The organism is Mycobacterium sp., from assembly GCF_049278535.1.
In the GTDB taxonomy this organism is placed as follows: domain Bacteria; phylum Actinomycetota; class Actinomycetes; order Mycobacteriales; family Mycobacteriaceae; genus Mycobacterium.
The window spans coordinates 19,339-31,895 of record NZ_JBAPMI010000170.1 but is presented as its reverse complement, the minus strand read 5'-3'; the positions used below and the strand labels follow the sequence as shown (position 1 = coordinate 31,895).

At 64.3% G+C, this 12,557-nt stretch carries 11 protein-coding genes and 1 pseudogene; 6 read left to right on the top strand and 6 right to left on the bottom strand.

Annotated features, from left to right (window positions below; genetic code table 11):
• Nucleotides 1-194: 194 nt before the first annotated feature.
• A complete protein-coding gene (locus WAO18_RS11415; RefSeq protein ID WP_422206393.1) occupies nucleotides 195-590 on the bottom strand; it encodes a hypothetical protein in 396 nt (131 codons plus the stop codon).
• Nucleotides 591-957: 367 nt separating this feature from the next.
• On the opposite strand from WAO18_RS11415, the gene WAO18_RS11410 reads away from it, so the two are divergent.
• The 3 genes from WAO18_RS11410 to WAO18_RS11400 all read left to right on the top strand — a co-directional run bounded on the left by WAO18_RS11410 (nucleotide 958) and on the right by WAO18_RS11400 (nucleotide 3,312).
• Nucleotides 958-1,413 carry an SRPBCC family protein gene (locus WAO18_RS11410; protein WP_422206392.1) on the top strand — a complete coding sequence of 152 codons (456 nt, stop codon included), beginning with the start codon at nucleotides 958-960 and terminating at the stop codon, nucleotides 1,411-1,413.
• Complete coding sequence (locus WAO18_RS11405) at nucleotides 1,410-1,916, top strand: nuclear transport factor 2 family protein (protein ID WP_422206387.1); 507 nt, start codon at nucleotides 1,410-1,412, stop codon at nucleotides 1,914-1,916. Before WAO18_RS11410 ends, WAO18_RS11405 begins: the two co-directional genes overlap by 4 nt.
• Nucleotides 1,917-1,995: 79 nt before the next feature.
• Nucleotides 1,996-3,312 carry a cytochrome P450 gene (locus tag WAO18_RS11400; RefSeq protein ID WP_422206391.1) on the top strand — a complete coding sequence of 439 codons (1,317 nt, stop codon included), beginning with the start codon at nucleotides 1,996-1,998 and terminating at the stop codon, nucleotides 3,310-3,312.
• Here the strand turns inward: WAO18_RS11400 and WAO18_RS11395 are convergent.
• From WAO18_RS11395 to WAO18_RS11385, 3 genes are read right to left on the bottom strand one after another with little or no spacing between them, the layout of a single operon-like run.
• Nucleotides 3,309-4,181, bottom strand: a complete 873-nt coding sequence (locus WAO18_RS11395; RefSeq protein ID WP_422206386.1) for an acyl-CoA thioesterase — start codon at nucleotides 4,179-4,181, stop codon at nucleotides 3,309-3,311. The two genes, WAO18_RS11400 and WAO18_RS11395, sit on opposite strands and share 4 nt — an antisense overlap.
• Before the next feature lie 15 nt (nucleotides 4,182-4,196).
• On the bottom strand, nucleotides 4,197-5,090 hold the full coding sequence (locus WAO18_RS11390) for a dienelactone hydrolase family protein (protein ID WP_422206385.1): 894 nt from the start codon (nucleotides 5,088-5,090) through the stop codon (nucleotides 4,197-4,199).
• A gap of 57 nt (nucleotides 5,091-5,147) precedes the next feature.
• A complete protein-coding gene (locus WAO18_RS11385; RefSeq protein WP_422206384.1) occupies nucleotides 5,148-7,034 on the bottom strand; it encodes a CocE/NonD family hydrolase in 1,887 nt (628 codons plus the stop codon).
• Between the two features lie 89 nt (nucleotides 7,035-7,123).
• Here WAO18_RS11385 and WAO18_RS11380 point away from each other — a divergent pair, with 89 nt between their 5' ends.
• Both WAO18_RS11380 and WAO18_RS11375 read left to right on the top strand, forming a co-directional pair.
• Nucleotides 7,124-7,567 carry a nuclear transport factor 2 family protein gene (locus WAO18_RS11380; protein WP_422206383.1) on the top strand — a complete coding sequence of 148 codons (444 nt, stop codon included), beginning with the start codon at nucleotides 7,124-7,126 and terminating at the stop codon, nucleotides 7,565-7,567.
• Nucleotides 7,568-7,827: 260 nt separating this feature from the next.
• Nucleotides 7,828-8,222: pseudogene (locus WAO18_RS11375) on the top strand (VIT1/CCC1 transporter family protein); the annotation flags it as partial.
• A gap of 65 nt (nucleotides 8,223-8,287) precedes the next feature.
• On the opposite strand, the gene WAO18_RS11370 reads toward WAO18_RS11375, so the two are convergent.
• Nucleotides 8,288-10,681 carry a phosphoketolase family protein gene (locus WAO18_RS11370; RefSeq protein WP_422206382.1) on the bottom strand — a complete coding sequence of 798 codons (2,394 nt, stop codon included), beginning with the start codon at nucleotides 10,679-10,681 and terminating at the stop codon, nucleotides 8,288-8,290.
• Nucleotides 10,678-11,568: a universal stress protein gene (locus WAO18_RS11365; RefSeq protein ID WP_422206390.1), complete on the bottom strand. Its 891-nt coding sequence runs from the start codon at nucleotides 11,566-11,568 to the stop codon at nucleotides 10,678-10,680. The genes WAO18_RS11370 and WAO18_RS11365 overlap by 4 nt, the downstream gene beginning before the upstream one ends.
• Before the next feature lie 163 nt (nucleotides 11,569-11,731).
• Between WAO18_RS11365 and WAO18_RS11360 the strand changes: the two genes are divergently transcribed.
• Nucleotides 11,732-12,331, top strand: coding sequence for a hypothetical protein (locus WAO18_RS11360; RefSeq protein ID WP_422206381.1), 600 nt, complete (start codon nucleotides 11,732-11,734; stop codon nucleotides 12,329-12,331).
• The last annotated feature ends 226 nt before the right edge of the window (nucleotides 12,332-12,557 follow it).

Genomic DNA, 12,557 nt, shown 5'->3' with positions numbered 1-12,557 from the left:
GGACCGGGGTGTTCTACGGCATTGGCCGCTGACGAGTGCAGCCGATTGATCGCAAGGAAGGTCCCGCCGACGACGACGCCGGTCGCCAGAATAACGGCGATCAGGGCCCGCACCGCAGGCGAGCGCGAGCCCGACGACGAGTCGTGGTCGTCATTCATGGCTGAACGTGGGACGGGTTAACCGCCGTGGCGGGGTCAGCCCCCGAGTGCGGCGAGGAGTTCTTTGATCCGGGCCGCCTCTTCGTCGGTCGGAATCTCCTCGGCCTCGATCGCGTCCAGCAGCTCGGGCTTCAGCCCCGCGCCGTTGGCCGTTTCCTGCGCCGAGAGCTTCGCTCGCCGGCGGACGACATAGAGCTGTTGGCCCAACGTCGCGCCGGGAGCCTCGGACGCCATCGCCATCAAGTCGTCGTAGCGTGTCCGAACTCCGCTGAGGGACACGATGACTGACGGTGTGGCGCGACCGCGAGACGCCGCTTTGGTGAGTGCCGTCTGCAGCTTGCGCAGACCGGACAGGATCACGTTCGCGCGTCCGGAGAACTCCGGATCGCTGGTGTCGGGCAAGGCGTCGATTGCCGCGGAGAACATCTGCATCGCGGCTTCGACCAAGCTGACAATGACAGGCGCCTCGCCGTCGTCGAGTCCACCGTCGTTCTTGGACCGCTTTGTGCTGGGGAAGGAATCGTCGATGGTGATCACTCCGTCCGAGATCGTGATTGGAGACGTCGAAACGCTAGCGCGGATCGATCGTCTGTACAAGGTTGGCGCCAACGGGACGATCGGGCAGCGTATCGCCGGAGTCGAACGCGACCGCGTGAATTCCGACATTCGCCTGGCCGCCAATTTCGATGGCGCGTTCGTGCGCGCTTTTCGTATTTCCCGTGTGGCGCACAACGCAGGACTGACGCAAACATCCGCATTTCCGCTCACCGACCGCACACGAGCATGCTTGGATCGGCCCATGCAGGGTTCTGCGACGGTTCACATGGCGGCACCGGCGGACAAGATCTGGGACCTGGTCACCGACGTCCGCAAGATCGGGAGCTACTCCCCCGAAGTGTTTGAAGCCGAATGGCTCGACGGAGCGACGGGCCCCGCGCTCGGCGCGCGATTCCGCGGTCACGTCAAACGAAACGAGATCGGCCCGGTGTATTGGACCGTCTGCCGCGTCACCGCATGCGAGCCCGGCCGCGAATTCGGCTTCGCGGTGCTCATGGGCGACCGAGCGGTCAACAACTGGCACTACCGATTGGCGCCCTCTGGCGACGGGACCGACGTCACCGAGTCATTCCGGATGGCCTCCTCGCCGCTGGTCGGCCTCTACTACTACTTATTCGGCGGCTTCCTGCGTCAACGACGAAACGTTAGGGATATGACCAAGACTTTGCATCGCATCAAAGATGTGGCCGAAGCGTGAATGGGCAGTGGTCGCGCGACGAGATCGAATCGGCTTTTGAGCGCCACAAGCAAGTCGTGGTCGAGATTGGTTCCAGTTGGGATTGGTCACGGTTCGCCGACCAATTCACCGAGGACGCAACCTACGTCGAGCACACCTACGGAACGATGCACGGCCGCGAGCAGATCCGCGACTGGATCGTCTCGACCATGAATGTCTTTCCCGGCAGCGAGATGCCGCACTATCCGACGTCCTGGCACTCCATCGACGTCGATCGCGGGTGGGTGTTCTGCGAGTTCCAGAACCAGATGCGCGATCCCGGCGACGGCAGCATCCACCAGGCGGCCAACCTGTCCGTCATGAAGTACGCCGGTGACGATTTGTGGAGGTACGAGGAAGACGCCTACAACCCGATGAACTTCCTGCCGATGGTGCGCGAGTACGTCGAGCGCAGCTACGCGTTGGGCAACGCCAGCGACGACGCGCTCGCATTCGCGAAGAACATGAACTGGGAACTGGGCTGACAGCCGACGTCCGCAATGAGCCGTAGGCTTGCGATAGCACGGCGCGACGATGTGGAGGGCTCGGTTCGTGGCTATCGCACTGAAGCAGAGGTTGCACTGGTTGGCGCTGCACGGTTTCGTCCGCGGCGTCGCCTCGATCGGGGCACGACGCGGTGACCTGCAAGCCCGGTTAATCGCCGACCCCGCCGTGAAAGCGGATCCAGTGCCCTTCTTCGAGGAGGTGCGATCGCGTGGTCCGCTGGTGCGGGCCCGAATCGGCTACATCACCGCAGACCATGCGATCGGGCACGAATTGCTGCGATCAGACGACTTCCGGGTGCTTTCGATCGGATCGAACCTGCCTGCGCCGCTGCGGTGGCTCGAGCGTCGTGTTCGCGACGATCTGCTCCATCCGCTGCTTCCGCCGTCGCTGCTGGCCGTCGAACCGCCGGACCACACCCGCTACCGCAAGACGGTGTCGTCGGTTTTCACCCACCGAGCGGTTTCCGCGCTGCGGGACGGTGTCGAGCAGACCGCGACATCATTGCTGGATCAGCTTTCCCGCGAGCCCGGAGTCGTCGACATCGTCGACCGCTACTGCGCACAGCTTCCGGTGGCGATCATCAGCGACATCCTGGGCGTGCCGGAGAACGATCGTCAACGCATTCTCGAATTCGGCGAGCTCGCCGCGCCGAGTTTGGATTTCGGGCTGCCCTGGCCGCAGTACCGTCGGGTGCAACGCGGGATTGCCGGATTCAACTTCTGGCTGGATACGCATCTGGCGCAGCTGCGCCGCACGCCCGGCGACGATCTGATGAGCCAGCTGATCCAGAAAGCTGAAAGTGGTTCGCAGGAAACGTATCTCGATCACGATGAGCTTCGCGCGGTTGCCGGTCTGGTGTTGGCGGCCGGGTTCGAGACCACGGTTAATCTGCTGGGCAACGGGATACGCATGCTGCTGGACAATCCCGCGCATCTGCGCACGCTGAGTCAGCGTCCGCAGTTGTGGCCCAACGCAGTCGAGGAAATCTTGCGACTGGAGTCGCCGGTCCAGCTCACCGCCCGGATAGCGCAGAACGACACCGAAGTTGGGGGCCACCCGGTCAGCCAGGGTGAGCTGGTGATCGTGTACGTCGCCGCGGCAAACCGCGATCCGAACGTATTCGTCAACCCGAACACGTTCGACATCGAACGCGAGAACGCCGGAAAGCATTTGGCCTTCTCCGGGGGCCGGCACTTCTGCCTGGGTGCGGCTTTGGCCCGTGCCGAGGGCGAAGTTGGCTTGCGGTCGTTTTTCGATCGTTTTCCCGACGTGCGCTCCGCCGGTGCGGGCAGTCGCCGGGACACCCGGGTTCTGCACGGGTGGTTGACGCTGCCTGTCGCGCTGGGACCGGCCAGGTCGATGGTCGCCCGCTAACTGCTGGATTTGCCGCCGAAGTAACACTCCAGCGTCATCGTGCATACCAGCTGACCGGTGCGATTGAACATGGTGCCCTGTGCCAACCCGCGACCGCCGATGCCGCTGGGTGAATGCTGTTCGTAGAGTAGCCAATCCGACAGGTCCGGCGGGTGGTGAAACCACATCGCCAGGTCCATCAGTGCCGAGAAGCCCGGTCCAAGCGGAGTCGTGCGGCGGGCGATCATCGCCGACTCGAGCAGAGTGCGGCCTGCGACGAAGGCGGTCAGGCAGTCGGCGACGACCGGATCAATCGGCGCAGTACCGTTGGGGCGCCACCACATTCGAATCCCGGCGGGCGGCGGCTCGGCCATATCGGCTGCCAGCCTGGCCGACGGGTCCACGTAACGCCAGTCAATAGGCTGCTCGCGTACCCACCAGCCACCGCGTTCCTCCGCGTGATCGCTGTGCTGCTCAGCGAAACTCGGCACGGACTCGGGATCTGGTAGATACGGTGGAAGCGGCTGGTAGACAATGCTTTCGACGGGCTTGCTGAACGACGCGATGCCCTCCAGCAGTACCGAGCCGAACTGGCGGGCCGTCACGCGGCGGGCTGAAAAGGTGCCGCCGTCATGCAGTGTCGTCACCTCGAAGTCCACCGGATGCCGGGCGTCGCCGGGCCGCAGGAAATACATATGCGTGCTGTGCGGTAGGCGGTCGGCCACCGTGCGACTGGCCGCCATCAGAGCCTGGGCTGCGATGTGGCCGCCGGAGATGTGATGGCCGATTTCGTCGATCTGTTTTCCGACAAAGAACTCCGCGTTGACCTGTTCGAGGTCGAGCGTGTCGAGCAGCTGGCCCAGCGTGATGACAGACGGCGAATTGGTCACGGACGCATCATGCCGTCAAGCCAGGTAGCGGCCAAACCAATCCAGTACCCGCCGCCAGGCGTCCTCGGCGGCTGCCGCGCTGTAGCGGGGCCCGGTGTTGTTGAAAAACGCATGGTCGGCATTGGGTTCGATGACGATGTCGTGAATCAGCCCGGCGCGCTCGAGGGCGGCTTTGGCCGCCGGCTCCGAATCCGTGACGCGCTTGTCCATGCCCCCGTAAAACGCGAGCACCGCGGTGGCCTTGTCGCCGCTGAAGTCGGGATTGTCGGGAAGCGGACCGTAGAACGGGACCGCAGCCGACAGGCGCGCGGTGTGTGAGGCCAGCAGCTGCCACACCAGCCCGCCGCCGAAACAGAAACCGACCACCGCGATTTTCCCGCCTGGGACCCGGTTTTGCAGTTCCTCGATGCCGGAATTCAGGTCCATGATGAATCGGTCCTGCGGTGCGGCTGCCAGTGCGGCGGTGGCCTTGGCGGGGTCGTCAAACTTTCCGGTCCCGCCTTCCTCGGACAGCAGGTCGATGGCCAGCGCTGAATAGCCGGCTCCGGCGAAACGTTCGGCGACCGACCGGACCCAGTCGTTGAGCCCCTTGTTCTCGTGGATGATCAGCACGCCGCGACGGGCATTGTGGGCCTGTGCCCAGGCGCCTTGCAGTTCGCCGCGCGGGCTGCCCCACGCGATCGGCTCGGTGGGTAGCGCCTGCTTCGCGCCCGGCGGCTCCACTCCCTCGCCCGATTGCGAGTGAAGGTGTGGGCTTTGCTTCTCGTCGCAGGCCGCGATCAACGTGGCCGCAGCACCCGCGCCCACCCCGAGCAGGGCCAGCCGCCGGATGGCTTCACGTCTGGTCAGCAGTCCGTCGACATGGTCGGTGGCGATCTCCTCGGCGATGTATCGCTGTAGTGACGTCATTACCGCGAGTATGCGCCACTAAGTGTCGTCGTGTCCGGATGACGCTGCCGCACTGGCTCAATCGAAGCTGTTCGGGTCGGCCACCGGGATCAGCAGATGCGAAGGAGCGGGCCCGCCTTGGTGGAGCTGATAGGTGCCGCCGGCCAGGGCGCGGCGCGCGGGCACGGTGGGGACGAGGTGCGGGAAGTCGAACGTGGTCACCGTGAGTCGCAGCCGGTGACCTGACTCCAGCAGCGCGGCGGTCGGGAAGACTTCGATGTCGTAGCGCGTGAGCTCGCCCGGGACGACGGGCGTGACCGCCGCTCTAGTACTGAGGTGATGCGGCTTGAGTACCGTGCCGTCGGCCAGGTACCAGGTGCGCTCCGGGTCCAATGCGCGGTGCGAGCCGAGCAAAGCCCCCTGGGTCAGCGGTCGGCACGCGCCATCGGGCGCGACGTCGTCGACGTGGGCGACCCAGAGTGACTCGGTGGTGTCGGCGGTCGCATGCAGGGTCAGTGTGATCGGGCCGGCGATTAACGTCGGCGTGGCGAAGGCCTCGGTGGTGTAGGTGAGCGCGCCGCGCTGCACTCGCCGGTTGTCCTGGTCGTAGCGGGTGTTTCCGCCGCGTTGGGCGCGGATGAAGCTGGTCATCCCGAGCGTCCACTGCTCGACGCTTCGGCCGGCCACCGGACCGCGGCCGACGTATTTGACTGTGGCCATGGAGGTTTCGGGCGCACTGTCGGCGGTCAGCCGGCCGGCATCGGAGAGATAGAACCGGGTCGGTGTCGCGGCGGGGAGCGGATATTCCCGGGCATGGAACCACCGTGAGCTGCCGATGGGCTGAAAGGTCAGCGGCGCCCCGGAGATCTCCGCCTCGGCGTCGTCGTTCAGCCAGTAGTCGAACCAGCGCAGCTGCAGCGCGTGGATGTGCAGCCCGCTGTAGTCGGTGACGTGATACCACGGGCCCATCATCAGCCGCAGCTGCTCGGACACCGGCTGACCCGGTTGCATCGGCTGCTCGTCGGGCCGCCCCGCGTATGCGTTCTGCAGCGCGGCGTAATTCAGCGGAGCGCCGCGCTGGAAAGCGTCATGCCAGCCGCCGACCAGGAAGACCGCCACCTTGTTGGCGACGACGTCCGGGAGCACCGTGGCCGGCCGCAGCGCGTCCCAAAATTGTTCGTCGAAGGCGGTATCACCGCCGGCCACGGCGTCGGCGATCAATGGCCGGAAGTAGCTGCGCTGATCGCGCCCGCGCTTGCGCACCCCGGCTACCCCGCCGGCCCGTGGGCGTGGATGCTTGCCGCGATTGATCACCTCCAGCGCCGGGTTGACGACGTTGAGCAGCCGGTACACCCCGCCGTAGGCCCGCACGGTGCGTAGATGGGGCGCGCCGCCCATCGCCGCCGCGTCACGGTAGAAGTCGCGCGCGGCCATCACCGGGAAGATCGCCTTGAGCGGCGAGTTCGGCCCGACAGCGGCGGCGGTGAACAACTGGTTGATCGCCAGGTAGGACACCCCGAACATGCCGACCCGCCCGTTGGCGTTGGGCAGCTTGGACGCCCAGTCGACCAGCTCAACTCCGTCCTGTGCTTGCCGGGCGCCGAACATCTCAAAGGAACCACCGGAGACGCCGCACCCGCGGACGTCGACCATCACCTCGATGTAGCCCCGTTTGATCAGATACGGAGTGGGGCCGCCACCGATTTGGGCGGCCGGCGGCGGGGCCTTCTTGCCGTACGGCGTCAGCGACAGCAGCACCGGGAACGGCCCTGCGGCGGGCAGGTCGGTTCCAGGCTCGGTGGGGTGATGAATGTCGACCCGCAACTCCACGCCGTCGCTCATCGGCACCGCGACGTTGTGGTGAATGGCCGCCCCGTACTGCGCCGCTCTGGGCGTCCAGGGCGGCGAAAACGGCGATGGACTGGTCTCGCGGGCACGTCGGCCTCGTGATCGCAGCGTTGGCATCCCCACCTCCTACGCGCATGGTGCCTGGGCAGACTGTAAAGATCCGCTGATCCTTGCCCCGCACGGGGGTTGCCTGTAACCCTTGGTCCATGTCGGTTGAGAAAGCGGTGCTCGGACTGTGGCAGGCCTTGTCGGGCCGAGACTGGGAAGCCGTCAAAGCGTTCTTGTCCGCGGACTGCATCTACGTCGACATGCCGGTCGGCCCGACCCTGGCCGCGCGCGGGCCCGACGACATCGTCAAGCGGCTCAAGGTCGGACTCGAGCCGCTGGCGGGTTACGAGAATCACGATGGGGTGCTGGTGTCAAACGGCTCCGACGCGATGTACGAGCATTCCGAAACCTGGAATTGGAAAAGTGGCGAAACTGCTGTGCTGCAATTCGTTTCGGTCCACCGCGTCGAAGACGGCAAGGTGACGCTGTGGAAGGACTACTGGGACATGGGCGGCTTGACCGCGCACGCCCCGCCGACGTTGATGGAAGACTGGGCAAAAGCGGACACGTCATGGATATTCGACGCGACGGGATTGATCTAGTCCGCCGCCGCGTTCGGCAAGCTCGATAGAGCGCTGACCGGCGCCGTGCACCGCAAGTTTGATGAGGCTATGCATGCTGGCGAGAGAGACGACTATGAGCCAGGCTAGGCATCGTGGTCGAGGGACAGCGACAAGAACCAGCAGCCGCGCAGCCGAAGCGCCGGCGCGACGGTGAGGCGGCTGTTGGGCGACCGACTCATGTCGCGGAGCCGCATGCGGGTCATACGACTGGACGCCTCAACTGGTTACGCGCAGCGGTTTTGGGGACCAATGATGGCGTGGTTTCGGTGGCTGGAATCGTGGTCGGTGTCGCCGGAGCCACTCCGTACCGGGGTGCGATTTTCACCGCGGGGCTCGCGGCCATCGTGGCCGGAGCCGTGTCGATGGCCCTGGGAGAGTTCGTTTCGGTGTCGAGCCAGCGCGACTATGAGGTGCGCAACTGAAGAACGAGAAGCGGGAATTGCGTCAGATGCCCGACGCCGAACTTGCCGAACTGACCGGCATCTACGAGAGCAAAGAGCTGTCGGCGCAGACTGCGGCACAGGCGGCGCGTGAGTTGACCGCACACGATCCGCTGGCGGCGCACGCCAGTGCCGAACTCAAGATCGATCCTGAGAACTTGGCCAACCCTTGGCAGGCTCCAGCGGCGTCGGCGGCGCGTTGGGGTTGGCGTTCACCTATGGCGTGGGCCAGCTCTTCGGCACCGCAATCAGCTGACGGTCAACGCGACTCAGCCCAGGTCCATCCAGAGATGCGGGGGTCGTCTTCGCCGTGCTCGCGGGTGTAGCGGCGGGCGGCCAGGCGGGCATCAGCCATCCGCTGGCGCAGCACCGCAGCCCGGTCTGCCAGTCCGTCCACTCTGTCGATGACGTCCATGACCAGATGAAAACGGTCGAGGTCGTTGAGCATCACCATGTCGAACGGCGTTGTCGTCGTACCTCGCTCCTTGAAGCCGCGAACGTGCATGTGGTGGTGGTTAGCGCGACTGTAGGTGAGCCGGTGAATCAACCACGGGTAGCCGTGGTACGCGAAGATGACAGGTGTATCGGTGGTAAATATCGCGTCGAATTCGTTGTCCGGCAAGCCATGTGGGTGTGCGAAATCGGACTGGAGGCGCATTAGGTCAACGACGTTGACTACCCGCACCGCCAGGTCGGGCAGTTCGCGACGGAGAATATCGGCTGCGGCCAATGTCTCCTGGGTGGGGATATCGCCGGCGCAGGCCAACACCACGTCGGGCTCGGCTGTCGCGGTGCTGGCCCACTGCCAGATCCCCAGCCCGCGGGTGCAGTGCGCGATCGCGGATTCCATGTCGAGATAGGACAACGCGGGCTGCTTGCCGGCGACGATGACGTTGATGTAGTCGCGGCTGCGTAGGCAGTGGTCTGCCACCGACAGCAGCGTGTTGGCGTCCGGTGGTAGATAAGCCCGCACCACTTCGGCGCGCTTGTTGGCGACGAGGTCGATGAAGCCGGGATCCTGGTGCGTCGTCCCGTTGTGGTCCTGGCGCCAGACATGAGAGCTCAGCAGGTAGTTGAGCGACGCGATGGGCCGCCGCCACGGCAATTCGCGGCTGGTCGACAACCACTTTGCGTGCTGGTTGAACATCGAGTCGACGATGTGCACGAATGCCTCGTAGCAGTTGAACAATCCGTGGCGTCCGGTCAGCAGGTATCCCTCCAACCAGCCCTGGCAGAGATGCTCGGAAAGCACCTCCATCACGCGGCCGGACCGCGCGAGGTGTTCATCGACCGCAAGGGTTTCCGACTCCCACACCTTGTCAGTCGTCTCATAGACCGCGTCGAGACGATTCGAGGCGGTCTCGTCGGGACCCATCAGCCGGAATCGGTCGCGATTGCGTGCGATCACGTCCCGCAGGAAAGTGCCCAGCACCCGGGTAGCCTCGTGGGTTTCGGTGGCCGGTTGCGGCACGGCGACGGCGTAGTCGCGAAAGTCGGGTAAGTCCAGATCGTGCAGCAACAGACCGCCGTTGGCGTGCGGGTTGGCGCTCATCCGACGATCGCCGTCGGGTGAAAGCGCGCGCAATTCCGCGCGCAGCCTGCCATTCTCGTCGAACAATTCGTCGGGTGCGTAGCTGCGCATCCACGCTTCGAGCTGGGCGCGGTGAGCGGGGTTGTCCCGGGTCTCGGCGAGCGGCACCTGGTGTGCTCGCCACGTGCCCTCCACCTGCTTGCCGTCGACCTGTGCGGGCCCGGTCCATCCCTTCGGCGTGCGCAGCACGATCATCGGCCAAACTGGCCGTTCGGTTGTGGCGCCGCTGCGCGCGTCGCGCTGAATGCTCGCGATGTCGTCAAACGCGTCGTCGAGCGCAGCCGCAAGCTGTTGGTGCACATGGGTCGGCTCGTCGCCGGCGACGGTGATTGGCCGGTATCCATAGCCGCGCAGCAGCGATTCCAGCTCAGCGTGCGGGATGCGCGCTAGCACCGTCGGATTGGCGATCTTGTAGCCGTTGAGGTGCAGGATAGGCAGGACCGCCCCGTCGGCGTTCGGGTCGAGAAACTTGTTGGAGTGCCAGCCGGCCGCCAGCGGCCCGGTTTCGGCCTCGCCGTCGCCAACAACGCAGGCAACCACCAGATCGGGATTGTCGAACGCCGCGCCGTAAGCGTGCACCAGGGAATAACCGAGCTCGCCACCTTCGTGGATCGAGCCCGGCGTCTGCGGAGCAACGTGGCTGGGGATTCCACCGGGAAACGAGAACTGCCGGAACAGCTTTCGCATCCCGTCGGTGTCCCCGCCGATACCGGTGTAGACCTCGCCGTAGGTGCCCTCCAGGTAGGCGTTGGCGACGAGCCCCGGTCCGCCGTGGCCGGGTCCAGTGACGAAGATGACGTTGGCGTCACGGTTGCGGATGATCCGATTCAGGTGCGCGTAGAGCAGATTCAGCCCTGGGGTGGTGCCCCAGTGCCCCAGTAGCCGAGGCTTGACGTGCTCTGGTACCAGCGACTCACGCAACAAAGGGTTTTCCAGCAGGTAGATCTGACCGACCGACAGGTAGTTCGCCGCCCGCCAGTATGCATCGATCAGGCGTAACTGATCCTCCGAAAGAGGTCCCGCAGTGAGCGCTGCAGCGTTGGTGTGCTGGGTGTCGGTCATGGGGCGATTCTTTCTATTTCGGCCGGACACCGGTAGTCGTGACGATGAGAATTCATTGAAAAATTTTGATCCCGGGCAATGAGCACCGAGCAATTGGCGTGCGCGAGGATCGACACCGTGTGCGGGCCTACCAAGTCCATCACTCGATCGACGTTCTTACTGCTGATGACCACGAGTTGAAGTGCGCCGATGTAATCCTCGAGATACCGAACCGCGCTCATGCGCGTCGTCGCGACTTCCACCGTCACGTCCGGATACCGTTGCAACCAGTGGTCAAGCTTTCGATCAAACCGTTCGTAGTCGATATCGAAAAGCGGCCACGGCCAGGTCCCTAGCGCCAGCACCGGTGCGCGTCGCACGCGGGCTTCTTCCATGGCCCACTGCATAGCCTCGTCGTTGCCGGGTCGGCCGTCGAGGATTACGACGATGAAGCCGGTTTCAGGAAGTGGCCGGTCGTGATTGCGCCGGATGATAGCCACGGGACAACGAGCTCGTTCGGCTACCGTTACTGCAGTCGATCCGAGCATCGCGGCGGCCACTCGACCTATGCCTGTGGAGCCGAGGCACATGAGGGTGGCGCCTTTCGACTCCTCGATCAGAGTGGAATCGACCTCGCCGCGTAGCACTGCAGTCTCGACCTGGATAGGAACGCCGATCGCTTCCACCGCCGAACAAGCTGCATGCAAACATGTTTCGGCATACTCGGTCTCGATCGGATGCTCATCAGGCCGGTCCGTCGACTGGTCAGTGATGTGGATGACGTGAATGAGACGGAGCGGAACGTTCTGGTGGAGAGCTTCTTTGGCTGCCCACTCGGCGGCGCCGATCGCTGCGTGCGAACCGTCTATCGCGACGACGACCGGTCGGAGTGACGTTGGGGTATCCATGATGTGCTCCTCAGCCGATGTGAACTCCGATAACGCTATCCGCGCGGCCCACTTCTGAGCAGGAGGCGTTTGACCCATCGGTCGTGGACGTTGGGCCCTAGGGCTCGTCATGGTGTATTGCGAGTCTTGTGCATCGTCGCAAATTATCTGAGATGAGATCGACATGGACAGCTTTGCTATCCGGCCCACTACCTGGCCGGTTCTGCGTGTTTTTAGCCGAAATCCGCTGATGCGGAAAACAGACCGTATCGAAGCAGCAACTATCCCGTTGGCTGTCTTCCTGGTGATCGTGGCTGCCGCGTGCGCAGGCGTACTCGGCACGCTGGCCCACGATATTGAATCGCGCAAGTATCTCGAAGAGGCGAAAGCCCGACACACGGTCACGGCGAGAGCAGTCGAGGACAGCAGCACATCAGCAACCTTTCCCGGGCCGGGCACCTCGAAAGTGGTGGTCCGGTGGCGGGCGAATGATGTCGACCACACCAAATTACTCGACTGGGATCGTTCAGTAAAAAGTAATGCACCACTGCAGATTTGGATCGACACCAACGGAAATCAAGTGGGCGCACCGACACCGCCTGCCTTGGCCGGCGCAAATGCGGTCCTTGCAGGAGCTGTCGCCTGGTGGATCCTGTTCGTGATTGCATTACTGAGCCTCGGCGCTGTTCGAAGCCATCTGGCACGGATACGGGATGCTCAGTGGGAGAACGAGATTCGGTGTTTGATCGATGATTGGGACGGACGCACGAAGCGCTCGCAGTGATCAGCTGCCGGCCCTATATTTCACTCGGCGCAGCTTGACCAGTGCCCACGGCGTCGGTTCCACGTTTGGAGTCGTCGTCTTGGGCATTTGTGATCCGTCCTGGGCAGCCCACGAAAGCACCTGCTGTGCAGACGTCATGCGAAGGCCGATGCATCAAAGTACGTCGGCTCGGAGAGGTACGGCCCGATGGCCGCCGAATCGGGGACGAAAGGCCCTGCCCCGGCAG

Excerpts from the sequence above, each read along its gene's own strand:
- WAO18_RS11360 (WP_422206381.1), top strand. The coding sequence starts at position 11,732 with ATGGACAGCTTTGCTATCCGGCCCACTACCTGGCCGGTTCTGCGTGTT.
- WAO18_RS11385 (WP_422206384.1), bottom strand. The coding sequence starts at position 7,034 with ATGCCAACGCTGCGATCACGAGGCCGACGTGCCCGCGAGACCAGTCCA.
- WAO18_RS11390 (WP_422206385.1), bottom strand. The coding sequence starts at position 5,090 with ATGACGTCACTACAGCGATACATCGCCGAGGAGATCGCCACCGACCAT.
- WAO18_RS11415 (WP_422206393.1), bottom strand. The coding sequence starts at position 590 with ATGCAGATGTTCTCCGCGGCAATCGACGCCTTGCCCGACACCAGCGAT.
- WAO18_RS11370 (WP_422206382.1), bottom strand. The coding sequence starts at position 10,681 with ATGACCGACACCCAGCACACCAACGCTGCAGCGCTCACTGCGGGACCT.
- WAO18_RS11380 (WP_422206383.1), top strand. The coding sequence starts at position 7,124 with ATGTCGGTTGAGAAAGCGGTGCTCGGACTGTGGCAGGCCTTGTCGGGC.
- WAO18_RS11410 (WP_422206392.1), top strand. The coding sequence starts at position 958 with ATGCAGGGTTCTGCGACGGTTCACATGGCGGCACCGGCGGACAAGATC.
- WAO18_RS11365 (WP_422206390.1), bottom strand. The coding sequence starts at position 11,568 with ATGGATACCCCAACGTCACTCCGACCGGTCGTCGTCGCGATAGACGGT.